At 63.5% G+C, this 21,630-nt stretch carries 25 protein-coding genes; 16 read left to right on the forward strand and 9 right to left on the reverse strand.

Annotation, left to right across the window (positions count from 1 at the left end):
- Positions 1–48 precede the first annotated feature (48 nt).
- Both NTA49_RS05240 and rpiA read right to left on the reverse strand, forming a co-directional pair.
- Positions 49–1,518 (reverse strand): FAD-dependent oxidoreductase, encoded by a 1,470-nt coding sequence (locus tag NTA49_RS05240; protein ID WP_258293606.1) that lies wholly within the window; start codon positions 1,516–1,518, stop codon positions 49–51.
- 18 nt (positions 1,519–1,536) lie between these two features.
- Positions 1,537–2,325: a ribose-5-phosphate isomerase RpiA gene (rpiA, locus tag NTA49_RS05245; protein WP_258293607.1), complete on the reverse strand. Its 789-nt coding sequence runs from the start codon at positions 2,323–2,325 to the stop codon at positions 1,537–1,539.
- Positions 2,326–2,506: 181 nt separating this feature from the next.
- On the opposite strand from rpiA, the gene NTA49_RS05250 reads away from it, so the two are divergent.
- Genes NTA49_RS05250 through NTA49_RS05260 form a run of 3 tightly spaced genes read left to right on the forward strand, consistent with a single transcriptional unit; the run spans position 2,507 to position 5,553 of the window.
- Complete coding sequence (locus NTA49_RS05250; RefSeq protein ID WP_258293608.1) at positions 2,507–3,208, forward strand: glutathione S-transferase family protein; 702 nt, start codon at positions 2,507–2,509, stop codon at positions 3,206–3,208.
- Entirely contained in the window at positions 3,209–4,582 is a 1,374-nt protein-coding gene (locus tag NTA49_RS05255; RefSeq protein WP_258293609.1) for an L-serine ammonia-lyase, read from the forward strand.
- Between the two features lie 56 nt (positions 4,583–4,638).
- Positions 4,639–5,553 (forward strand): DMT family transporter, encoded by a 915-nt coding sequence (locus NTA49_RS05260; RefSeq protein ID WP_258293610.1) that lies wholly within the window; start codon positions 4,639–4,641, stop codon positions 5,551–5,553.
- On the opposite strand, the gene NTA49_RS05265 is transcribed toward NTA49_RS05260, so the two are convergent.
- Positions 5,550–6,173: a thiamine diphosphokinase gene (locus NTA49_RS05265; RefSeq protein ID WP_258293637.1), complete on the reverse strand. Its 624-nt coding sequence runs from the start codon at positions 6,171–6,173 to the stop codon at positions 5,550–5,552. The two genes, NTA49_RS05260 and NTA49_RS05265, sit on opposite strands and share 4 nt — an antisense overlap.
- A 169-nt stretch (positions 6,174–6,342) precedes the next feature.
- Here NTA49_RS05265 and NTA49_RS05270 point away from each other — a divergent pair, with 169 nt between their 5' ends.
- Complete coding sequence (locus NTA49_RS05270; protein ID WP_456300291.1) at positions 6,343–8,775, forward strand: hypothetical protein; 2,433 nt, start codon at positions 6,343–6,345, stop codon at positions 8,773–8,775.
- Positions 8,776–8,832: 57 nt separating this feature from the next.
- Here the strand turns inward: NTA49_RS05270 and NTA49_RS05275 are convergent, their stop codons facing one another.
- The 3 genes from NTA49_RS05275 to NTA49_RS05285 are packed head-to-tail and all read right to left on the reverse strand — an operon-like array spanning position 8,833 to position 10,742.
- Positions 8,833–9,204, reverse strand: a complete 372-nt coding sequence (locus tag NTA49_RS05275) for a glyoxalase superfamily protein (RefSeq protein ID WP_258293612.1) — start codon at positions 9,202–9,204, stop codon at positions 8,833–8,835.
- A complete protein-coding gene (locus tag NTA49_RS05280; protein ID WP_258293613.1) occupies positions 9,204–9,437 on the reverse strand; it encodes a DUF2842 domain-containing protein in 234 nt (77 codons plus the stop codon). The genes NTA49_RS05275 and NTA49_RS05280 overlap by 1 nt, the downstream gene beginning before the upstream one ends.
- A 9-nt stretch (positions 9,438–9,446) precedes the next feature.
- Entirely contained in the window at positions 9,447–10,742 is a 1,296-nt protein-coding gene (locus NTA49_RS05285; RefSeq protein WP_261368135.1) for an adenylosuccinate synthase, read from the reverse strand.
- Positions 10,743–10,929: 187 nt separating this feature from the next.
- On the opposite strand from NTA49_RS05285, the gene NTA49_RS05290 reads away from it, so the two are divergent.
- Entirely contained in the window at positions 10,930–11,325 is a 396-nt protein-coding gene (locus tag NTA49_RS05290; protein WP_258293614.1) for a DUF6524 family protein, read from the forward strand.
- 1 nt (position 11,326) lies between these two features.
- Here NTA49_RS05290 and NTA49_RS05295 read toward each other — a convergent pair whose 3' ends face one another.
- From NTA49_RS05295 to nthA, 3 genes are read right to left on the reverse strand one after another with little or no spacing between them, the layout of a single operon-like run.
- Positions 11,327–11,641, reverse strand: coding sequence for a nitrile hydratase accessory protein (locus NTA49_RS05295; protein WP_258293615.1), 315 nt, complete (start codon positions 11,639–11,641; stop codon positions 11,327–11,329).
- The gene (gene nthB, locus NTA49_RS05300; RefSeq protein WP_258293616.1) at positions 11,638–12,315 is read right to left on the reverse strand and encodes a nitrile hydratase subunit beta; all 678 of its coding nucleotides are present in this window, start codon (positions 12,313–12,315) and stop codon (positions 11,638–11,640) included. Before nthB ends, NTA49_RS05295 begins: the two co-directional genes overlap by 4 nt.
- A gap of 31 nt (positions 12,316–12,346) precedes the next feature.
- The gene (gene nthA / locus NTA49_RS05305) at positions 12,347–12,964 is read right to left on the reverse strand and encodes a nitrile hydratase subunit alpha (protein ID WP_258293617.1); all 618 of its coding nucleotides are present in this window, start codon (positions 12,962–12,964) and stop codon (positions 12,347–12,349) included.
- Between the two features lie 128 nt (positions 12,965–13,092).
- On the opposite strand from nthA, the gene secG reads away from it, so the two are divergent.
- From secG to NTA49_RS05360, 11 genes are all read left to right on the forward strand, one after another.
- Positions 13,093–13,458, forward strand: coding sequence for a preprotein translocase subunit SecG (gene secG / locus NTA49_RS05310; RefSeq protein WP_258293618.1), 366 nt, complete (start codon positions 13,093–13,095; stop codon positions 13,456–13,458).
- A gap of 183 nt (positions 13,459–13,641) precedes the next feature.
- Positions 13,642–15,288 carry a CTP synthase gene (locus NTA49_RS05315; RefSeq protein ID WP_258293619.1) on the forward strand — a complete coding sequence of 549 codons (1,647 nt, stop codon included), beginning with the start codon at positions 13,642–13,644 and terminating at the stop codon, positions 15,286–15,288.
- A gap of 10 nt (positions 15,289–15,298) precedes the next feature.
- Complete coding sequence (locus NTA49_RS05320; protein WP_258293620.1) at positions 15,299–16,075, forward strand: 23S rRNA (adenine(2030)-N(6))-methyltransferase RlmJ; 777 nt, start codon at positions 15,299–15,301, stop codon at positions 16,073–16,075.
- 14 nt (positions 16,076–16,089) lie between these two features.
- Positions 16,090–16,386 carry a DUF1330 domain-containing protein gene (locus tag NTA49_RS05325; protein ID WP_258293621.1) on the forward strand — a complete coding sequence of 99 codons (297 nt, stop codon included), beginning with the start codon at positions 16,090–16,092 and terminating at the stop codon, positions 16,384–16,386.
- 37 nt (positions 16,387–16,423) lie between these two features.
- On the forward strand, positions 16,424–17,053 hold the full coding sequence (locus NTA49_RS05330) for a hypothetical protein (protein WP_258293622.1): 630 nt from the start codon (positions 16,424–16,426) through the stop codon (positions 17,051–17,053).
- A 9-nt stretch (positions 17,054–17,062) separates the two neighbouring features.
- Positions 17,063–17,509, forward strand: coding sequence for a tellurite resistance TerB family protein (locus NTA49_RS05335; RefSeq protein WP_258293623.1), 447 nt, complete (start codon positions 17,063–17,065; stop codon positions 17,507–17,509).
- 56 nt (positions 17,510–17,565) lie between these two features.
- Positions 17,566–18,003 (forward strand): tellurite resistance TerB family protein, encoded by a 438-nt coding sequence (locus NTA49_RS05340; protein ID WP_258293624.1) that lies wholly within the window; start codon positions 17,566–17,568, stop codon positions 18,001–18,003.
- Positions 18,000–18,734, forward strand: coding sequence for a phosphate/phosphite/phosphonate ABC transporter substrate-binding protein (locus tag NTA49_RS05345; RefSeq protein WP_258293625.1), 735 nt, complete (start codon positions 18,000–18,002; stop codon positions 18,732–18,734). Before NTA49_RS05340 ends, NTA49_RS05345 begins: the two co-directional genes overlap by 4 nt.
- Before the next feature lie 234 nt (positions 18,735–18,968).
- Positions 18,969–19,745, forward strand: a complete 777-nt coding sequence (locus tag NTA49_RS05350; protein ID WP_258293626.1) for an ABC transporter ATP-binding protein — start codon at positions 18,969–18,971, stop codon at positions 19,743–19,745.
- A gap of 28 nt (positions 19,746–19,773) precedes the next feature.
- Complete coding sequence (locus tag NTA49_RS05355; protein WP_258293627.1) at positions 19,774–20,508, forward strand: transporter substrate-binding domain-containing protein; 735 nt, start codon at positions 19,774–19,776, stop codon at positions 20,506–20,508.
- A gap of 39 nt (positions 20,509–20,547) precedes the next feature.
- Positions 20,548–21,429 carry an ABC transporter permease gene (locus NTA49_RS05360; RefSeq protein WP_261368136.1) on the forward strand — a complete coding sequence of 294 codons (882 nt, stop codon included), beginning with the start codon at positions 20,548–20,550 and terminating at the stop codon, positions 21,427–21,429.
- Positions 21,430–21,630 lie beyond the last annotated feature (201 nt).

The raw sequence follows: 21,630 nt of genomic DNA on the forward strand, positions 1-21,630 counted from the left end.
GTCGGGGCGGCGTGTCATGTCATTAATTGTGTATCACACTTGAACAAATCAAGCAGTGCGTGTCGGGCTTCGCATCGTCACAAGTTCCTCGGACATCGTCGGATGAACGGCGCAAACACGGTCAAAGTCTTCCTTTGTTGCACCCATCTTGATCGCGATGCCCGCCATCTGGATCATCTCGCCGGCGCCAGGCGCGACAATATGACAGCCCAGAACCACTCGGGTTTTCTTGGAAACGATCAGCTTCATCAGCGCGCGGTCCTCGCGCCCGGCGAAAGCGGTCTGCATCGGACGAAAGCTTGAGGTGTATATTTCGATCTCTTCGCGCTCGCCTGCGGCCTCTTCACTCAACCCGATGGTGCCCATTTCGGGCTGGGTAAAGATCGCAGACGGGATCAGGTCGTGATCGACCGGCGTGGGGTTGTCGCGGAACGCCGTCTCGACAAAGGCCATGCCTTCGCGGATCGCAACCGGCGTCAGGTTGACGCGGTCGGTGACGTCGCCGATGGCAAAGATGTTGTCGACATCGGTGCGCGAATGGTCGTCCACCACGATCTGCCCGCCCCGGCCCAGCTTCACCCCGGCCTCTTCCAGCCCCATGTCGTTGGTGGACGGCGCGCGGCCAGTGGCAAAGAACACCATGTCGAAAATCTTTTCGCCGCCGGTGGTCGATTTGACCCGGATCGGCCCGCCCTGCGGCCCCGCAGCGGCGATCACGGCTTCCTTGGGCATCTGCGAGCCGGTGTCGTCAGCCGCCCCCATCGCCGCGTCGGAACCTACATGCGGCGTCTGCTCTTCGCTGGCGAGACACATCTCGACGATGTTGGTGCCCACGTGCAGGTCGATGCCACGGTCGCGCATGGCTTCGGCCACAAGCCCGCGGGCTTCGTCGTCAAAGCCGCGCAGGATCTGCGCCCCGCGATAGTATTGTGTCACCTCGACCCCCAGCCCGTGCAGGATACAGGCAAATTCGCAGGCGATATAGCCGCCGCCGATGATCAAGATCGACTTGGGCAAGGATTCCAGATGAAAAATATCGTCGCTCACGATCCCCAGCTCGGCGTTGGGCAGATCGGGGCGCACCGGATAGCCGCCGGTGGCGACCAGAATGGTCTTGGCGGTCTTCTCGGTGCCATCTTCCAGCAGGATCGTATGCTTGTCCTTCAGCTTGGCGCGGCAATCAAAGGTCTCGACGCCCGAGTTGCCCAGAAGGTTGCGATAGACGCCTTCGAGCCGGTCCAATTCGGTATGCAGGTTCTGTCGGAAGACCGGCCAGTCGAACGGGCCGTCGCGGATGTCCCAGCCATAGACGCGTGCATCCTGGGTCAGGTCGCGGTATTCGCTGGCGTAAACCATCAGCTTCTTGGGCACGCAGCCCCGGATCACGCAGGTGCCGCCATAGCGGCTTGCCTCGGCCAGCCCGACCCTGACCCCGTCGCCTGCCGCCACGCGGGCCGCACGCACGCCGCCCGAGCCGCCGCCGATTACAAACAGGTCGAAGTCATATTTGGAAGCCATGCGCCTGTGGTCCTTTTCTCAGTCTGCCAGATCGGTAAACAGGTTGTCCGTCTCGACAAAGTCCAGTCGGTCCTGCTCGATTGTGCCTTCATTTATGTCACGCACCTCGACCCGTCCATCACCATAGCCGATCACAACTGCGTCACAGATGTCGATGAACAGCCCGTTCTCGACGACGCCTGGCATCTGGTTCAGCACCAGCGACAGCTGCCGCGCGTTGCCGATCCGGTGCAGATGCAGGTCGAGAATGTGGTTGCCTTCGTCGGTGATGAAGGGCCGCGAGCCGTTCATGCGCAGCGACGACGACCGGCCCAGCACGTCCATCGAAATCAGCGTCTCCTCGACCAGCGCCTGCGTTGTCTGCCAGCCAAAGGGGATCACCTCGATCGGCAGGGGAAACGCGCCCAGCGTCTCGACCTCCTTGCCGACGTCGGCGATCACGATCATCTGGTCGCTGGCCGTCGCCACGATCTTTTCCTGCAGCAGTGCGCCACCACCGCCCTTGATCAGGTTCAGGTCACCGTCGAATTCGTCGGCCCCGTCGATGGTCAGGTCCAGCCACTTTGCCTCGTCCAACGACATCACGTCGATGCCCACGTCGCGCGCCAGTTCCGCAGTGCGCGTCGAGGTCGGCACGCCCTTGATCCGCAGCCCGTCGTTGCGCACCATTTCCCCGATGCAGCGCACCAGCCAGGCCGCGGTGCTGCCCGTGCCCAGACCCACGCGCATACCATCCTCGACATAGTCGGCGGCCCGCTTGGCCGCGACGAATTTTGCCTTGTCGATGGGCGATAGTTCTCCGGACATGGGGCAGCTCCATTGGTGTCTTCGGACGCTTATAGGAAAGATGCGCCTTGGGTGCGAGGGGCAATTGCGCGCGTGCAGGGGCCCGCGCTGCAGAAATTCAGCAAGCTTGCCGACAAACTCTGCGTCAGCTTTTGCAGCAGATACGTCGCAAACAGCGATCCGTTTGCCCCAGGTGCAGGATATGCCTGCGCGCATGACCTATGTGCTGCACTATGCCCCTGACAACGCCTCGCTGATCGTGCGGTTGGCGCTGGACCACGCCGGACTGCCGTTCGAGACGCGGCTGGTGGACCGTGCGGCCCGTGCGCAAACCTCTGACGGCTACCGCGCGTTGAACCCAAACGGGCTGATCCCGACGCTGGAGACACCGCAGGGCGCGCTGTTCGAGACGGGTGCGATCCTGTTGTGGCTGGCCGATACCCACGGTGGGCTTGGGCCTGCGCCCGACCATCCCCATCGGGGCAATTGGCTGAAATGGCTGTTCTTTACCGCCAACACGCTGCACCCGGCCCTGCGCATGATGTTCTACCCGGAAAAATACACAGGCGAAGACCGCCGCGATCAGGCCCGCCTGCGCCGCCTTCTTCAAGGGCAGATCACCACCAACCTGCGCACGCTGGACGCAGCCGCCGCCGATTGGCATTTCCCTGCCCCCACGGGTTTGGATTTCTACATCGCGGGTTGCCTGCGCTGGTGTGCCGTCTATCCTGCCGACACCGACCGCAGATGGTTCGACCTGTCCGCCTATCGGACTCTGCACCAGATGTGCCTTCGGATCGAGACCCTGCCCGCCTGCGCCACGCTGCAATGCGCCGAAGGTCTGGGCGACACGCCCTTCACCGCGCCCCGCGCGCCCACTCCGCCCCAAGGAAGTGCCACGTAAATGTTTCTATCTGTCTTCGAGATGTTCAAAGTGGGCATCGGCCCCTCGTCCTCGCACACCATGGGCCCGATGGTCGCCGCCGCGCGGTTTCTGGACCTTATGCGCGGCTCGCCGTTCCAGTTCGCGGGCGTGCGCGCGTCGCTGCATGGATCGCTGGCCTTTACCGGCGTCGGCCATGCCACCGACCGCGCCACCATTCTGGGCCTGGCGGGGTTTGTGCCCGACACCTATGACAACGACCGCGCCGAGGCGGTGCTGGCCGATCTGGAAGCGACGCACCAGCTGAAGCCCGACGGCCTGCCGCCGCTGAAGTTCGATCCCAAGCGCGATCTGGTGTTTGACTACGACACCCAGCTCAAGGGCCACGCCAACGGCATGATCCTGATGGCGACCGACGCACAAGGCGACGTGACCCTGCGCCAGGTCTATTATTCCATCGGTGGCGGTTTCGTGATGACCGAGGAAGAGCTGGCCGCAGGCAAGGACACCGACGAAGGCGCGCCCGTCCCGTTCCCGTTCAAATCCGCCAACGAGATGCTGGAAATGGCCCGCGCCTCGGGCAAGACCATCGCGGGCATGAAGCGCGCCAATGAAGAATCGCGCGGCGGGGCCGACAACCTGAAACGCGGCACCGCTCGGCTTTGGCAGGTGATGAACGATTGCATCGACCGGGGGCTGGAAAACGACGGCATCCTGCCCGGCGGGCTGAATGTGAAACGCCGCGCCAAGGCGATCCACGACGCACTGCAGGCCGAACGCGGCATGAACCAGCAGGCACCGCACACCATCAACGACTGGATGAGCGTCTATGCGATGGCGGTGAACGAGGAAAACGCCGCCGGGGGTCAGGTGGTGACCGCCCCCACCAATGGTGCGGCAGGCGTGCTGCCTGCGACCTTGCGCTACTATCTCGACCATGTGCCCGGCGCGTCCGAGAAACACGTCGAGGATTTTCTGCTGACCGCAGCCGCCATCGGCGGGCTGGTAAAATACAATGCCTCGATCTCGGGGGCCGAAGCGGGCTGTCAGGCCGAAGTGGGCAGCGCCGCTGCGATGTCCGCCGCAGCCCTTTGCGCCGTGATGGGTGGTTCGCCCGAACAGGTCGAAAACGCCGCCGAAATCGCATTGGAACACCACCTTGGAATGACCTGCGACCCGGTCCGGGGGCTGGTGCAGGTGCCCTGCATCGAGCGCAACGGCCTCGGCGCGATCAAGGCAGTCAGTGCCGCGTCGCTGGCCCTGCGCGGAGACGGCACGCATCTGGTGCCGCTCGATGCCTGCATTGAGACCATGCGCCAGACCGGGGCGGACATGTCCGAGAAGTACAAGGAAACCTCGCTGGGTGGCCTTGCGGTGAATGTGCCCAACTGCTGAGCCTTTGATCACAAAGGCAATTGCCAAGTCCCGGCACCGCACCTAGCGTGCCGGGCATGGATCAAGACCGCCCCCTTTTGGGTATCATGCTGATGCTCGGATTCTGTATCGTGGCGCCGATGGGCGACGCGCTGGCCAAGGTTATCGGCCAGTCGCTGTCACTGGGCCAGTTGCTGTGGTGCCGGTTTATGGTGCAGGTGCTGGTGCTGATCCCGCTGGTCTGGCTGACGGGTCGCCACTGGAAAATGCGCGGCCGGGTGCTGCGCCTGACGTTCATCCGCACCCTTCTTCACATCGCGGGCATCGGCGGCATGTTCACGGCTTTGCGGTATCTGCCGCTGGCCGATGCGGTGGCGATTGCCTTTGTTATGCCATTTTTAATGCTGCTTCTAGGCAAGTTCGTGCTGGGCGAAGAGGTCGGCAGCCGCCGTCTGATCGGCTGCGTCGTGGGCTTTGCGGGCACGCTGCTGGTGGTGCAGCCCAGCTTTGCCGATGTGGGCTGGCCCGCGCTGTGGCCGATTTTTGTGGCGGTGACCTTTGCGCTGTTCATGCTGGTCACGCGCCAGATCGCCAAGCAAACCGACCCCGTCGGATTGCAGGCCGTCTCGGGCGCGATGGCCGTCGCCATCATGTCACCGCTGCTGTTGCTGGTGCCCGACGATGTGGCCGCGCTGGCGATGCGCTTGCCGACGGGCACCGAGACACTGTTGCTGGTGGGCATCGGCCTGTTCGGCACGCTTGGCCACCTCATGATGACATGGTCGCTGCGCTTTGCGCCCGCAGCGACGCTGGCCCCGATGCAATATCTGGAAATCCCCTTTGCCACCGCCATCGGCTATGCCGTGTTCGGCGACTGGCCCAACGGATTGGCGGCGGTTGGTATCCTGATCACCGTGGGCGCAGGGCTTTACGTGGTCTTTCGCGAACGCAGCGTGGCGCGCGCCCAGATGCGCGTGCCACCCGCAGCCTAGATTAGCGCACCGACCAACGCAGGCAGAATGCGCCGTGGCGCGATGCACAGCATTCCCGGCCCGTCCATCCACAGCTTTACCGGCCCTGTCGCCCGGTTCGAGGTGCCGATCAGACGCATCGGATCGAACGCCAGGCCATCAATGGGCCATTGCAATCCGGTCGATCGCCCGGTGACCTGCCGCATCGGAAACAGCGAGACGACATCGCCCGCTGCCACCGGCAACGACAGGTCCGGCGGGCAGTGAAAGATCACCTCGTGTTTGCCCAGCACGATACAGGGCCGCGAAGCATGGGCCATCAGAACGTGAAACGCCGCAAGCTGATGGTCGACCCGCGCGCCGGTGAACCCGACGGCAATGACCAGCGGGGCCGCGATACTGCGCAGCGCCTTGTCGAAATCCGTGCTGGATTGCTCGGCGATGTGGTAAAGACGCTCGGGCGGGATCTGCGCACGGGCGTCCTGCGGCAGGCTGTCGAAATCGCCGATCACCGCGTCGGGCATCACCCCCGCCTGCAGCGCCAGCAGAGCGCCGCCGTCGGCAGCAACGCACAAAGGAGCAAGTGTCCGGGCCAGATGAACGTCCTCTGCGGTGCCCGATCCGCCGCCCAAAAGTGTCACTGGTTCCAAACTGTCAACAATTGAGGCAATCACGTCAAAGTTTACTCCAATTTTGGAAACAGATCACAAAGTCGCCTTGAAATGATACCGTCATCAGCACAGATTCGGGCCGCTTTGGCCGCGCCAGTCAACTGTATATATGACTGCAGCACCGCAGAGGACGAACACCATGATGAGTAACAATAAAATTTTAACGGTCTCCTACGGCACCTTCTCGTGCACGTTGGAAGGCTTTGACGATTCGTTTGATACCATGAAAGCGATTGCAGAGTATTTTCGCGATTTGGCCAGTGACGACCGTTACTTTGGTGCAGAGCCTCCGCAACCCGACGCAGAGATGCTGGCGCGGATCGCCGAACGCGAGATCGAACGCCGTGTCGAAGCGCGGATGAACGACGGACGCATTTTTCTCAGCGCCACGGCCCCCGAGGCCGCGCAGACGCCAAAGCGCCAGGCACCCGTCGCAGAGCAGGCACCCGCCGCTCAGGCAAAAGCACCCGCCGCCCAGGAAACAGTGCAGGAACCCGTACAGGCACCAGTTACCGAAGCGGCCCCCACACCCGAGATGATCCCGGAGACCGACGCCGTCCAGCTGCAGGACAGTGGCGCGGTTGCGGAGCCTGTCGTTACGGGGCCTGTCGCCGAGGCCGAAGAACAGATCGAGACGCCCGCCGAACCTGCGCAGGTCAAAGCCGCTGCCGAAGCCGAAGACGTTGCCGCCGAAGCCGCGTCAGAGGTTGAGCCGACAATCGAGCCCGAAGCCGCCGAAGACCTGCAAGAGGACGTCTCGGAAGCCGAAGCCTTCTTTGCCGATACCGCCGCCGGCGACATCGTCGAGGGCGAGCCCCAAGATCAGCAGGAAGAAGTGGCCGAAGCCGAAGACGTCGCACCCCCTGCGCGTCCGCGCATCGTGCCCCATGCCGACAGCATCGCCGCCAAGCTTGAGCGCATTCGCGCCGTGGTGTCGCAGGCCAAGGAAGACGACGGCGACGAAGACTATGACGACGAAGCCGACGTGGTGAAATCCGCCGCTCAGGACGACGCGCTGGTGCACGCCGTGATGGACGATCAGGAAGACGCCGCAGAAGACGCCGCCGCCGACGTGATCGCCGACGCAGCCTCCGACGTGATCGCAGCGCTTGCCGAAGACGACGACGCGTCGATTTACGCCGAGGACGAGGACGAAGACCTGGAAGCAATGCTGGCCCGTCTGGACGACAGCGTGGCGCAGGACCTGCCCCTGGCTCAGGAAGACCCGGAGGATGGGCCCGAGGTGGCAGAAGTCACCGTCGATCAGCCCGAAGAGACCAAAGCAGTGAACCTGTTTGACGAAACCGCCGACAGCGACGACGACACCGCCTTTGACGATGATGACGAGGAGATCATGATCGTCGATGACGAAGATGCCGACGAGGCTCAGAGCGAAGTTGCCGCCGCACCCCGCCTCGCCCGGATCGTCAAGATCAAGCGCGCCGATCTTGAAGCGGCCATCGCCCAGGGCAATCTCGAAGAGATGGCCGATGATGAGGACGAAGGCGACGCCGACAACCACCAAGGTGTTCAGCCCGGCGCGCTCGCAGCCAGGGCCTCAGCCGAAAGCGATCAGCCAGTCCGCCAAGCTGACGGGCAGCTTCACTCGACCCTTTCGGACGAGGACGAAGAAGCCCTGTTGCGCGAACTGGAAGAGGTCGAAGCGAAACTGGCAGGCGACAAAGCGACGCCGGTCAGTACGCTGGAAAACGAAGGCGAAGAAGACCTGCAACGCGAACTCGCCGACATCGAAGCCGAACTTGCGTATGACGAACCTGCCGCACCTGTCGCCGCCGAGGCAGACGACCAGGGCCAGGATCAGGATCAGGATCAGGATCGGGACACCATCGTCCTCGCGGAAGACGCAATCGAAACCGCACGCCCCGCACCTGCCAAGCTGGATGCGGCAGATGATGGCGACATGGACCGCCTGATGGCCAAGGCCGACGCGGAAATGGGCGAACCCGAAAGCGCACGCAACCGCGACGCATTTGCCCACCTGCGTGCTGCCGTGGCCGCCAAGAACTCGGACGAGAAGATCGTCAGCGCAAAGATCGCCGAAGACGCTCTGGAAGTGCGCGCCTACCAGACCGATCTGGCCGATGTGGTCAAACCGCGCCGTCCCGAAGTGCGCGGCACCACCGACCGCCGTCCGGACGTGACGCGCCCCGCGCCGCTGAAACTGGTCGCCGAACAGCGTGTGGACACGATGCGCCCCGCCTCCGAAGGTCCGGTACGTCCGCGCCGCGTGGCGACTGCCCCGGCCATGGTTGAAACCGCAGGCGCACACAGCTTTGCCGAGTTTGCGGATGATATGGGCGCACATGACCTGCCCGATCTTCTGGAAGCCGCTGCTGCCTTCCTTGCCTTTGTGGAAGAGCGCGACCAGTTCTCGCGTCCACAAGTGATGTCGAAAGTGCGCCAGGTGATCGGCGCCGACTTTAGCCGCGAAGACGGCCTGCGTTCCTTTGGCCAACTGCTCCGGGCCGGGAAGATCGAAAAGATCGAAGGCGGGCGTTTCGCTGTCTCGGGCGACATCGGGTTCCGCCCCGATCAGCGCGCCGCTGGCTGACTGCCAAGCCTGAAGAGAGACTGAAACGGCGGGCCAAAGGGTCCGCCGTTTGGCGTTTCAGGTGTCTGCGATGGGTGTGAAAAAGATCAGCCGACTGCCAAAGGGGTCCGCGATGCTCATGTCGTCCATCCCGTAAGGCTGGCGCTGTACCGATGGGCGCGAGAACCCGTATTCCTTGGCGCGCAGTGCCGCCGCATAGGCAGCAACATCCGGCACCCCGATGCGCAGCGCAGCGCCCGGCGATGCATCGCCGTGGTGTTCCGACAGGTGCAATTCGCACGCCCCCATGCGCAGCCCCATATAAAGCGGCAGTTCGGGCGCAAACCGATGTTCGAACACAACCTCGAAGCCTAGGAAATCAACGTAGAACTCCCGCGCCTTCGCAGCGTCAAAGCTGCGCAGGATCGGGATCGGCGCTGCGGCCTGCATCACTGGTCGGTGTCGCGGTCGGCATCGGGGTCAGGTTGCCCGACCCCCTTGAACACCGCCTTGAGCGGAAAGGCCCAGAGCACGCCCAGGCCCAGATAGACCAGCAGTTCCACAAGGATCGAGGGCCGATCGAACAGTGCCACGATGTTGACCGCGAGGATCACATAGAGTGGCAGCCCCACGAGCAGGATGATCAGCGACCAGCGCCGCCGTGCCTTGTAACTCAGCGCCATATCGCCCCCTCAGTCTGCAAACGGATCACGCACCAGGATTGTGTCTTCCCGCTCGGGGGATGTCGACAGCAATGCCACCGGGCATTCGATCAACTCTTCGACACGGCGCACGTATTTGATCGCTTCGGCAGGCAGATCGGCCCAGCTGCGCGCACCTTCGGTCGATTCCGACCAGCCCGGCATTTCCTCGTAGATCGGCGTGCAGCGCGTCTGCTGGTCGGCGGCGGTGGGCAGATAGTCCATGCGTTCGCCGTCCAGCTCGTAGCCCACGCAGATCTTCAGCGTCTCGAACCCGTCGAGCACGTCAAGCTTGGTCAGCGAGATGCCGTTGACGCCGCTGGTCGCACAGGTCTGGCGCACCAGACAAGCGTCGAACCAGCCACAGCGGCGCTTGCGGCCCGTGACGGTGCCAAACTCGTGGCCCCGCTCGCCCAGACGCTGGCCGTCTTCGTCGTGCAATTCGGTCGGGAACGGGCCCTCGCCCACGCGGGTGGTATAAGCTTTGACGATGCCCAGCACGTAGTTGATGGCACCGGGGCCCATGCCCACGCCGGTGGCCGCCTGCCCCGCGATCACGTTGGACGAGGTCACGAAAGGATAGGTGCCAAAGTCGATGTCCAAAAGCGCGCCCTGCGCCCCCTCGAACAGGATGCGTTTGCCCGCCTTGCGCTTTTCGTTCAGCACCTTCCAGACGGGCGCTGCGAAGGGCAGGATTTCCTTTGCGATGTCTTTCAGCTGCGCGATCAGCGCGTCGCGGTCGATGGGGTCGATGCCCAAGCCACGGCGCAGCGGATCGTGGTGCTGCAGCGCACGGTCTACACGCGCGACCAACGTCGCCTCGTCTGCCAGATCGGCCACGCGGACCGACCGACGGCCAACCTTGTCTTCATAGGCGGGGCCGATGCCGCGCCCGGTGGTGCCGATCTTGGTGCCCTTGCTCGACGCTTCTTCGCGGGCGCGGTCCAGCTCGCCGTGGATCGGCAGGATCAGCGGTGTGTTCTCGGCGATCATCAGCGTTTCGGGGGTGATGGTCACGCCCTGCTCGCGGATCGACGCGATTTCCTTGACCAGATGCCAGGGGTCCAGCACCACGCCGTTGCCGATCACGCTCAGCTTGCCGCCGCGCACCACACCCGAAGGCAGCGCGTTCAGCTTGTAGACCTTGCCGTCGATCACCAGCGTGTGGCCTGCATTATGACCGCCCTGAAAACGTGCAATGATGTCGGCGCGCTCACTGAGCCAATCGACGATCTTGCCTTTTCCTTCGTCACCCCATTGGGCGCCGACAACGACGACATTGGCCATGATGCAGGTCCTTTAATGTTTGCAAACCGGGTGTGGTATAGTCTGCCCGTCACAGGCGCGAAACCACAAACTGAGAGGCAGCGCCGCTTATCGCCAATAAATTTCCGATGGCTGACAAGTGCCTGCGCCCTTTACACGCGGGGTTGTTTTGGGCAATTCCTGAAACAACCAGACTTCGGAGACCGCAATGGGCATTTTCGCGCGCTGGCTGGCAGCATTCGTGTTGCTGGCCCTGACCTACAATCCGACCCAGTACAACTATGTACGCTGGACGCGCGATTACGGCAGCGAGAACCTGTCGATTGCGGTGCTGGTGGGGCTGCTGCTGCTGATCGGCTACATCATCTATCTGCGCGCGACGCTGCGGTCGATCGGAGGCTTTGGCATGGCGCTGGTGCTGGCGGTGGTCGCGGCAGGGCTTTGGGTGCTTTACGATCTGAACCTGCTCAGCCTCGACAATAGCAATCTGAACACATGGCTTGGCCTGCTGGCGCTCAGCGCGGTTCTGGGCATCGGATTGTCATGGAGCCTGGTGCGCCGCCGTCTGTCCGGTCAGGCCGACATGGACGACGTCGACGAATAGATCAGCCGTCTAAGGACACCGGATCGCCGTGGGGTGTGCGCAGATAGGCGGCCTCCCATGCATCGCGGATCTGGGCCACGGCTGCGGCCTCGGCCCAGCCTTTTTCGGCCAACAGTGTTTCGAGCGTTTCCAGCCAAGCGGTGAAATAGTCGTCGCCGCCGTTCAGGTCACGCGTCAGCCCATGCCGTGCCAGCGTGGCCGAGAACCGCGCGGCCCAATCGGGCCAGTCAAAGCGGCCCGCCTCATTCAGATGGACGGTCAATGCGAACAGTTGCGCGTGCCAGGGCGCTTCGAATACAGGTTCCGGGCGGGTCATGTCGCGGGCTCCAGATAGCTTTGCCACAGGTCCAGCACCACCTCGTCGCGCGGATGCTCTGGGCGCGCCCAGAGCTCGGACGCGGGAAATGCCACGGCATAAAGCGGCTCTGGCCGGTCGCCCAGCCCATGCGCCGCAGCGTCTGGCAGAACGTGGTGGCCGTGCATCCGCACGATGCGGCCCGTGGCTCCTGCGGCATAGTCGGGCAGACGGGTGTGACCGCCATCGACAAAGACGTTATGCGCATGACGGCGCGTGCGGACGGCATCGCCTGCTGCAAAGGCCACGTCGATCTGCGCGGGCCGGTCTGCAGGCCCTCCGCGCGCCAGAACGCCGGCCACGGCACCGCGTGTCAGCTTGCGATCCGCCAGCGGGGACGGCCCCACCGCACGGCCGCCGGCCAGTTCGTCAGGCGTCAGAACGCCCTTGTCGACAAGCATATCGGCCAGTGCGGCCATCCACTTTTCGTAATAGCTGAAGCTGGCGTAATCCTTGGGTGCCAGCCGTTCGCGGGCATGGCGGCTGGCGTCGATGTTCCACTGGCCCAGCGATCCGCAGGCCAGCGTCACCGCCAATGCGCGCGGGTGCCAGTCGGCGTGGAACACTTCGGTTTCGGGTTCGGGCACGACTGCGCCGTCGCCAAAGCGCCCGCCCATGTCGTGTACGCGGCTCACGCGTCTGCGCCTTTGTTCGGGTGCACGCGGCTCATGGCTTCAACGCCAGCCCGGCGCCGATCATCGAATCGCGTGTGACCAGATCCATCAGCGCCGCCTCGTCCATTCCTTCAGTGCCCGCTGGGCGCTGCGGGATCACCAGATAGCGGACCTCGGCCGTCGAATCCCAGACGCGCACGGCGGTGTCCTCGGGCAACGTCACACCGAAGTCGGCCAGCACCTTGCGCGGCTCGCGCACCGCGCGGGCGCGGTAGGCGTCGGATTTGTACCAACCCGGTGGAATGCCCAAAAGCGGCCAAGGGTAGCAACTGCAAAGTGTGCAGACGACCATGTTGTGCACCTCGTCGGTGTTCTCGACCGCGACCATATGTTCGCCCTGCCGCCCGTAATAGCCCAGCTCGGACACCACGGCGGTGGCATCCGTCAACAATGCGTCGCGGAACGCAGGGTTCGACCACGCCCGCGCCACCACATGCGCGCCGTTGCGCGGGCCGATGCGGTTTTCATAGGTGTCGATGATCTCGTCCAGTGCCGCAGGGTCGATCAGACCCTTTTCGGTCAGAATCGTCTCCAGCGCCTTGACCCGCAAGGCAGGGTCCGGCGGCAACAAGGCATGGGCGTGATCGCGGTCGTGATGGTCATGTGGCATGGCCGCAGCATGGCGCGCGTTCGGCCCATTTGTCCAGAGCCTCCGGGATAAGCGGCCACGCACCCTTGCCCCGACTACAAAACTTGCATAGATACCCGCAAAACCGAACGTGAGCATCGCGAGCATACATGGAAAACGTCGTCCTGATCATTCACCTTATCCTGTCTCTGGGACTAATCGCCGTCGTGCTGATGCAGCGCTCCGAGGGCGGCGGTCTGGGCATGGGCGGCGGTGGCGGCGGCGGTGCGATGTCGGGCCGCGCAGCCGCGACAGCCTTGGGCAAGGTGACGTGGATACTGGCAATCGCCTTTATCATCACGTCGATCACACTGACGATCATCGCCGCCGAAAAGGCCGCGGGCACCTCGGTCATCGACCGCTTGGGCGCTGCACCTGAAACGCAGGAAAGCACGCCGCTCACTCCGCCCGCCGGTGGTCTGACCCCGCCCACCCAAGGCGATGCCGACGCTCCGCTGGTTCCCGCAGGCGACTGACCCTTTAACAGCTATACCTTGAGGCAAGATGCCGCGCTGCAACACGATGTTGCGGCACGGCTTGCCTTGAATCGAAATCATCCGTTATACTGAGGCCCCGTGGTGCTGTGAAAATCGCAGCCGATTCTGGTGGTTTTGGTCCGTCCAAAAATCGCATCTGCAACACGGGGAGCATCCGAACTCATGGCGCGTTATATCTTCATCACTGGCGGTGTGGTCTCTTCGCTTGGCAAGGGGCTGGCGTCGGCAGCGCTGGGGGCCTTGTTGCAGGCACGCGGCTTTTCGGTCCGGTTGCGCAAGCTCGATCCCTATCTGAACGTCGATCCCGGCACCATGTCGCCATTTGAGCATGGCGAGGTGTTTGTGACGGATGACGGTGCCGAAACCGATCTGGATCTGGGCCACTACGAGCGTTTCACCGGCGTGCCCGCGCGGCAAACCGATTCAGTCTCATCGGGGCGGATCTATTCCACCGTTCTGGAAAAGGAACGGCGCGGCGACTATCTGGGCAAGACAATCCAGGTGGTTCCCCACGTGACCAATGAAATCAAGGAGTTCCTGCACATCGGTGACGATGAGGTCGACTTCATGCTCTGCGAGATCGGCGGCACCGTAGGCGACATCGAGGGCCTGCCTTTCTTCGAGGCGATCCGCCAGTTCAGCCATGACAAGCCGCGCGGCCAGTGCATCTTCATGCACCTGACGTTGCTGCCCTATCTGGCGGCGAGCGGCGAGTTGAAGACCAAGCCGACGCAGCACTCGGTCAAGGAACTGCAATCCATCGGCATCGCGCCCGATATCCTGGTCTGCCGATCCGAACAGCCGATCCCCGAGAAAGAGCGCGAAAAGATTGCCCTGTTCTGCAACGTGCGCAAGGAGGCCGTGGTTGCGGCCTATGACCTGCCCACGATCTACGACGCGCCGCTGGCCTATCACGAGCAGGGTCTGGATCAGGCGGTGCTGGACGCGTTCCAGATCAGCCCCGCACCGCGCCCCGAGCTGACCACTTGGCAAGACGTCTCTGATCGCGTGCACCACCCCGAGGGCGAGGTGAAGGTCGCGATTGTCGGCAAGTACACCCAGTTGGAAGACGCGTACAAATCCATCGCCGAGGCGCTGACCCACGGCGGCATGGCCAACCGCGTCAAGGTTCGTATCGAATGGGTCGACGCGGAAATCTTCGACAAGTCCACCGATGTGGCGGCGCATCTCGACGGGTTCCACGCTATTCTGGTCCCCGGCGGATTTGGCGAGCGCGGCACCGAGGGCAAGATCAAGGCGGCGCAATATGCCCGTGAGAACAAGGTGCCCTATCTCGGGATCTGTCTGGGCATGCAGATGGCCGTGATCGAGGCCGCGCGCAACGTCGCGGGCATTGAGACCGCAGGGTCCGAAGAATTCGACCACGAGGCGGGCAAGAAACGGTTCGAGCCCGTGGTCTACCACCTCAAGGAATGGGTTCAGGGCAATGCCAAGGTCACCCGCAAGGTTGGCGACGACAAGGGCGGCACCATGCGTCTGGGATCATACGACGCGATCCTGAAAGAAGGATCGAAAGTGGCCAAAGCATACGGCACCACCACCATCGACGAGCGCCACCGCCACCGCTATGAGGTGGATATCAAGTATCGCGAACAACTGGAAAAGGCGGGCCTGTGCTTCAGCGGCATGTCGCCCGATGGCCGCCTGCCCGAAATCATCGAATGGCCCGATCATCCGTGGTTCATCGGCGTACAATTCCACCCCGAGCTGAAATCGAAACCCTTCGCGCCTCACCCTTTGTTCAACGATTTTGTCCGCGCGGCCAAAGACATCAGCCGCTTGGTCTGATCCAGGACCCATGCTGAGCTATCAACACATATACCACGCTGGAAATCTGGCAGATGTGCACAAGCATGGGCTGCTGGCGTGGATGCTCGATTATCTCACGCGCAAGGACAAACCCCTATCCTATATCGAAACCCACGCGGGGCGCGCCAGCTATGATCTGGACGCCGAGGAGGCGCGCAAGACCGGTGAGGCCGCAATGGGCATCGCCCGTGTGCAGGACTGGTTCGCGCCGGATCACCCCTTTGCACAGGTCCTGCACCAGACCCGCGCCGAGGATGGCCCGCACGCCTACCCCGGATCGCCGATGATCGCCGCGCGCCTGCTGCGCCCCACCGACACGATCCATCTGGCTGAATTACATCCGCGCGAGCATGGCGCGCTGGAATACGCGATGTCGCCCTATCCGGTCACCTGCCACCGTCGCGACGGGTTCGATCTGGCGCACAGCCTGCTGCCGCCGACACCCCGGCGCGGGATGCTGCTGATTGATCCGTCCTACGAGATCAAGGAAGACTACGACGAGATCCCCCGCCACATCGCCAAGTACACCCGCGCTTGGAATGTGGGCATCGTGGCCCTGTGGTATCCGGTGCTGACCTCTGCCCTGCATGTGCCGATGCTAAAATCGCTGGTGGGCACCTACCCCGACGCCCTGCGCGCCGAGGTTCGTTTCCCCCCCGCACGTCCGGGGCACGGCATGATCGGCGCGGGTCTTTTTGTGATAAATCCGCCTTACGGTCTGGACGCAGAGGCAAAACGTCTGAAAGATCGTTTCGACCAGCTTTAAGACGGGAGAAACCGATGGCCGCCAAAGGATACTGGATCGCGCACAACGTGGTGCATGATGCCGAAGCCTACAAGAAATACCAGGCCGCGAACGCCGCCCCGCTGGCCGAATACGGCGGGCGGTTCCTGGTGCGCGGTGGCCAGCAGGTGAACCCCGAAGGATCCTGGAACAGCCGCACCGTGGTGATCGAATTCCCCAGCTACGCCGCCGCGCGCGCCTGTTATGACAGCGAAAGTTACCGGGCGGCCTACGACCTGCGCAAGGACGTGGCCGACGGCAACCTTGTGATCGTCGAAGGCTATGATCCCTAGGGGCCTTTGCCTCTGGTGCGGTGCGCTGGCCGCTCTGATGTGCACGCAGGCCGCGGCAGAGTGCGGCACGCCCGTCTGCGTCGTAAACCCCGACAGCCTGGCGCTGACCCGGATCATCACCTTTGACGACCAACAGGCAAGCTTTGGCCCCGGTCGCCCGCTCGACACGGTCCTTGCCCTGAGCGGTGCGGCCTTCGGCGAGCGGTTTTCCGGCCAGGGCCTGACCGCCAACGGCACCCACGACCAGGTGCGCGGCGCGGCGCTTGGCCCCCCTCTGGTCCTGATGGCGGGCAATGAGGGGCAAAATCTGGCGCTGGTGCATATGGGCGGTGCGGCGCGGGTCGTTTTGCTGGGCTATGGCCCTGCGGGCTTTCCCAAGCGCGATGCCCAAGGCGAAGGGGCCATCGCGGTGATGTTCGACCGCGACCAGCCGGCCCTCGCCTTTGATCTGCGAGGCGGCGAAGGCGGCATGGCGCAGGTGCAGTTCCTGCGCCGCGACGGATCGTCGATCACCGCCCTGCAACTGGGACCTTTGGGCGAGGACACCTTTGGGTTTACCCGCATGGGTGGCATGGCCGACATCGCGGGCTTCGTGCTGACAAATATCGACATCCAAGGCCTTGCCATCGACAATTTACGCTTTGGTCCGCCGCCCGATCTGGGCTAGGGTCGGCACATGTTCGAACGCCTCTTTCCCCGCCGTCCCCGCACCCACAAACCGCTGCCCGAACCCGATGCGCAACTGGCTCTCGGGGCACTTTTGGTGCGCGTGGCCCTCGCCGATCGCAGCTATACAGTGCAGGAAGTCAGCCAGATCGACCGCATCCTGCAGGCAACCTTCGGTCTGAAACCGCTTGCGGCCGCCAAGCTGCGCGCCACCTGCGAGGCGCTGGAGCGCCATGCGCCCGGCACCGACGAATTCGCCAGGGTCCTGCGCGAAGCGGTCAGCTATGACGAGCGGCGCGTGCTGGCGGTGGCGATGTGGAAGGTGGTGATGGCCGACGGGCGGCGCAAACCCTCCGAAGAGGCGTCGCTGCACGAGATCGAGGCGGCGCTTGGCATCACCGACGCCGACAGCGCCGAAATCCAGGCCGAGGCGACGGGGGCAGCCCCCGGCCATTAGGCCAGCGGCCAAACACGGGGATTGGCCTTGGCCCGCGAAGCCCCTATATCAGCGATATGTTTGCAGATTTCCTCAAACGGCTGACCCAGCCGGAGCCCGACCAACTGCCCGACACCGATGCGCGCCTTGCGCTGACCGCCCTTCTGGTGCGGATTGCCCGGTCCGACGGCACCTATGACACCGGCGAAGCCGCGACAATCGACAACGTCGTGGCCGCCCGCTATGGCCTGACGCCCGATGCCGCACAGGCCCTTCGCAAGGACGCCGAAGGGCTGGAGGCCGAAGCGCCCGACACCGTTCGTTTTACCCGAGCGATCAAGGACGCTGTGCCCTACGAGCACCGCCTCGGCGTGATCGAGGCGATGTGGAAGGTCGTGTTGGCCGACGGCGAACGCGCACAGGAGGAAGACGCGGTGCTGCGGCTGGTCGCCAACCTTCTGGGTGTCACCGACCGCGACAGCGCCATCGCCCGCCAACAGGTCGAGGGCGCGTGATCGCAGCCCTTGGCATGTACGACATGCCCCACGCCCGCGCCGCCAATGACAGGCTGTGGGCCGGGGTGCGCGGTGCCTTGGGCCACGGCCCCGATACGCTGACCCGCGACATGGACCTCTGGCAGGTCTGGCAGTCGGACGATCTGCTGCTGGCCCAGACCTGCGGCATGCCCTACCGCACGCGCCTGCACGGGCACGTCCAACTGGTCGCAGCCCCCGACCACCACCTGCCCGACTGCCCGCCCGGCCAATATTTCAGCTATCTGATCAAGCGCCATGATGACTCGCGCGACCTGGCAGCGCTGGCCGATGGCACGATGGCTTATAACGAGGCGCTGTCGCAATCGGGCTGGGCCGCGCCTGCCCTTCACCTGCAAGCCCAGGGCCTCGCGCCCAAGGCAACGCTGCAAACCGGCGCGCATCTCGCTTCGGTCGCCGCCGTGCTGGACGGCAGCGCCGATTTCGCAGCCATCGACGCGGTCACCTACCTGATGTTTGCAGACACCGCACCCGATACGGCGGCCATGCTCCACACCTTCGAACGCACGGCACCCACGCCCGCCCTGCCCTACATCACGGCCAAGGGTCGCGACACCGCCCCGCTGGCAGCGGCGCTCGATCACGCCATCGCAGCGCTTTCCCCGCAGGACCGCGCCACCCTGCACCTGTTCGGCACCGCGCGACCGCTCCCGGACGCGTATCTGGCGATCCCCACCCCCAAATCCCGCTGAAATCCTTCTGAGTTTCTTTTGGCCCAAAATATCTCGGGGGAGACGCGTCAGCGTCGGGGGCAGCGCCCCCATCATGCCCGCGCCCGCAAGCGCCCAGTTTCGCAGCACAGCCGCCCCTGCCTTTGCGTCAATCAGGCGGGACTGTTCACTTTGCTTACAAAACCACGTTGCAATGTGCCTAATTTTTGTCCCTTATACCTGTCAAACTGCTCATCATGCCCAAAAGGCCTGCCATTGTCCGACGCGTCCCCTGTCATTGAAATCCACAACCTGCACAAAGCCTACGGCGCGCTCGAAGTGTTGAAGGGCGTTGATATCTCCGCGCCGCGCGGCAATGTGGTCAGCCTGATCGGCTCTTCGGGGTCGGGGAAATCCACGCTGCTGCGCTGCTGCAACCTGCTTGAGGACAGCCAGCAGGGCGAGGTTCTGTTCAAGGGCGAGCCGGTCAAATGGCGCGGCACCGGCCATGGCCGCCGTCCCGGCGATGCGGGTCAGGTTCTGCGCATCCGCACCAACCTCAGCATGGTGTTCCAGCAGTTCAACCTGTGGGCACATATGACCATCCTGCAAAACGTGATGGAGGCGCCGGTGACGGTGCTGAAACGCGACGCCAGGGAGGTCGAGGCCTCAGCGCGCGCCTATCTCGACAAGGTCGGCATCGGCGACAAATGCGATGCTTACCCTGCGCAGCTTTCCGGCGGCCAGCAACAGCGCGCCGCCATCGCGCGCGCGCTCTGCATGGAGCCCGAGGCGCTCTTGTTCGACGAGCCCACCAGCGCGCTCGACCCCGAGCTTGAGCAGGAAGTGGTCAAGGTGATCAAGGATCTGGCCGCCGAAGGGCGCACCATGATGATCGTGACCCACGACATGAAACTGGCCGCTGACGTGTCGGACCACGTGGTGTTCCTGCATCAAGGCCTGATCGAAGAACAGGGGCCGCCCGACACGCTGTTCGGCGCGCCCAAATCGGAACGTCTGCGCGGGTTTCTCTCTGCGACCCACGCTGCGTAAACAATAAACCAAAACGGGAGTTTACTTCATGAAAACCATCATCCTTGCCACCGCGGCACTTGCTGTCAGCGCCAGCTTTGCCATGGCCGACGCACACGGCAAAACCATCCGCATGGGCACCGAGGGCGCCTACCCTCCGTACAACTTCATCAACGACGCAGGCGAGGTCGACGGCTTCGAGCGCGAGTTGGGCGACGAGCTGTGCCTGCGTGCCGAGCTGACCTGCGAATGGGTCAAGAACGACTGGGACAGCATCATCCCCAACCTCGTGTCCAGCAACTATGACACCATCATGGCGGGCATGAGCATCACCGACGAGCGTGACGAAGTCATCGACTTTACCCAGGACTACTTCCCGCCCACCGCATCGGCCTATGTCGCGGCCGCTGACGGGATCGACGTGACAGAGGCCATCGTGGCCGCACAGACCGCGACCATCCAGGCCGGCTACATCGCCGAAAGCGGTGCCACGCTGGTTGAATTCGCCACACCCGAGGAAACCGTCGCCGCCGTGCGCAACGGCGAAGCCGACGCGGTCTTTGCCGACCGCGACTATCTGGTGCCGCTGGTCGAGGCGTCTGGTGGCGAGCTGATGTTCGTGGGCGAAGAAGTGGCCCTTGGCGGCGGCATCGGCATGGGTCTGCGTGAAAGCGACACCGAGCTGAAGGAAAAGTTCGACGCGGTCATCACCGAGATGAAAGCCGATGGCACGCTGAACACCATGCTGAAAAAGTGGTTCGGCGACGACACCACGACCTATTGATAAAGCATCAGGGCGGGGTCACCCCCGCCCTGACATCCGATGTTCTCATATTGCACTGATCCTTCGACACTGGGCGGATTGACCTGGCTCTCCTGTTTTCTGACAACAGGGGTGCATCTGTCGTTCTACATGTCCTTTCTCAAGGTGCTTGCCCTGCTGGCGATCACCGCCCCCGTGGCGCTGGCCTTCGGCTTTTTCGGTGCGATGGCGGCACGCGCAAGTTTTGTGCCCGTCTCGTGGCTGGGCAAAGGCTATATCGCAGTGGTGCGCGGCGTTCCCGACATCGCGTTCTTTCTGTTCTTCGTGATCGCGCTGGACCAGCTATTTGAATACGTCCGTCACCGTGCGTTCTGCCCCGATTGGGACCAGCCGGTGCGTCAGGGCAACGATTTCATCGTCTGTCAGGCCGCCAAACTGCCTCTTGGCAATGCGCCTGTGTGGATACACGAAACCTATTCCTTCGGCCTTGCGGTCATCACCTTTGCCATCGTCTTCGGTGCTTTTGCCGCCAATGTGCTGTTCGGTGCCATGCGCGCCGTGCCGCGCGCGCAGTTGGAAACCGGCGAGGCTTACGGCATGTCGCAGCGCCAGACCTTCTGGCGCATACTGGTGCCGCAGATGTGGGTCTATGCCCTGCCCGGCCTGTCGAACCTGTGGATGGTGCTTATCAAGGCGACGCCCCTGCTGTTCCTGCTGGGGATCGAAGACATCGTTTATTGGGCGCGCGAGTTGGGCGGCACCAAGACGCCGCAGTTCACGCAATATCCCCATGGCGACTGGCGGATGTGGTATTTCCTGGCCTTGCTGATCTTCTACCTGCTGATGACCAAAGTGTCGGAAACCTTGCTGGGCCGCCTGATGGCGCGGCTGACGCGCGGACAGGCGACGTCGGGCGGCGAAGCCCAGAGGAAAGCGGCATGAGCTGTATCGAGACCATCCAGTCCTACGCCTTTCGGTCGCTAGGCTTTGGCGAGCGGCTGCTGCCGCGCTCTGACTGTTGGTTTTCATTGAGAACTGACCCGGTAGCCCCATAAATTTTCACTGAGAATTGACCCATGTGAACACATTGCCCTGACGATTCTGATCAGGGAGATATGGAGTGATCGACATGGGATTTTTGAG

This window comes from Pseudosulfitobacter koreensis (genome assembly GCF_024733015.1).
Taxonomy (GTDB): domain Bacteria; phylum Pseudomonadota; class Alphaproteobacteria; order Rhodobacterales; family Rhodobacteraceae; genus Pseudosulfitobacter; species Pseudosulfitobacter koreensis.

Excerpts from the sequence above, each read along its gene's own strand:
- NTA49_RS05240 (WP_258293606.1), bottom strand. The coding sequence starts at position 1,518 with ATGGCTTCCAAATATGACTTCGACCTGTTTGTAATCGGCGGCGGCTCG.
- rpiA (WP_258293607.1), bottom strand. The coding sequence starts at position 2,325 with ATGTCCGGAGAACTATCGCCCATCGACAAGGCAAAATTCGTCGCGGCC.
- NTA49_RS05250 (WP_258293608.1), top strand. The coding sequence starts at position 2,507 with ATGCCTGCGCGCATGACCTATGTGCTGCACTATGCCCCTGACAACGCC.
- NTA49_RS05255 (WP_258293609.1), top strand. The coding sequence starts at position 3,209 with ATGTTTCTATCTGTCTTCGAGATGTTCAAAGTGGGCATCGGCCCCTCG.
- NTA49_RS05260 (WP_258293610.1), top strand. The coding sequence starts at position 4,639 with ATGGATCAAGACCGCCCCCTTTTGGGTATCATGCTGATGCTCGGATTC.
- NTA49_RS05270 (WP_456300291.1), top strand. The coding sequence starts at position 6,343 with ATGATGAGTAACAATAAAATTTTAACGGTCTCCTACGGCACCTTCTCG.
- NTA49_RS05275 (WP_258293612.1), bottom strand. The coding sequence starts at position 9,204 with ATGCAGGCCGCAGCGCCGATCCCGATCCTGCGCAGCTTTGACGCTGCG.
- NTA49_RS05280 (WP_258293613.1), bottom strand. The coding sequence starts at position 9,437 with ATGGCGCTGAGTTACAAGGCACGGCGGCGCTGGTCGCTGATCATCCTG.
- NTA49_RS05285 (WP_261368135.1), bottom strand. The coding sequence starts at position 10,742 with ATGGCCAATGTCGTCGTTGTCGGCGCCCAATGGGGTGACGAAGGAAAA.
- NTA49_RS05290 (WP_258293614.1), top strand. The coding sequence starts at position 10,930 with ATGGGCATTTTCGCGCGCTGGCTGGCAGCATTCGTGTTGCTGGCCCTG.
- NTA49_RS05295 (WP_258293615.1), bottom strand. The coding sequence starts at position 11,641 with ATGACCCGCCCGGAACCTGTATTCGAAGCGCCCTGGCACGCGCAACTG.
- nthA (WP_258293617.1), bottom strand. The coding sequence starts at position 12,964 with ATGCCACATGACCATCACGACCGCGATCACGCCCATGCCTTGTTGCCG.
- secG (WP_258293618.1), top strand. The coding sequence starts at position 13,093 with ATGGAAAACGTCGTCCTGATCATTCACCTTATCCTGTCTCTGGGACTA.
- NTA49_RS05315 (WP_258293619.1), top strand. The coding sequence starts at position 13,642 with ATGGCGCGTTATATCTTCATCACTGGCGGTGTGGTCTCTTCGCTTGGC.
- NTA49_RS05320 (WP_258293620.1), top strand. The coding sequence starts at position 15,299 with ATGCTGAGCTATCAACACATATACCACGCTGGAAATCTGGCAGATGTG.
- NTA49_RS05325 (WP_258293621.1), top strand. The coding sequence starts at position 16,090 with ATGGCCGCCAAAGGATACTGGATCGCGCACAACGTGGTGCATGATGCC.
- NTA49_RS05330 (WP_258293622.1), top strand. The coding sequence starts at position 16,424 with ATGTGCACGCAGGCCGCGGCAGAGTGCGGCACGCCCGTCTGCGTCGTA.
- NTA49_RS05335 (WP_258293623.1), top strand. The coding sequence starts at position 17,063 with ATGTTCGAACGCCTCTTTCCCCGCCGTCCCCGCACCCACAAACCGCTG.
- NTA49_RS05340 (WP_258293624.1), top strand. The coding sequence starts at position 17,566 with ATGTTTGCAGATTTCCTCAAACGGCTGACCCAGCCGGAGCCCGACCAA.
- NTA49_RS05355 (WP_258293627.1), top strand. The coding sequence starts at position 19,774 with ATGAAAACCATCATCCTTGCCACCGCGGCACTTGCTGTCAGCGCCAGC.
- NTA49_RS05360 (WP_261368136.1), top strand. The coding sequence starts at position 20,548 with ATGTTCTCATATTGCACTGATCCTTCGACACTGGGCGGATTGACCTGG.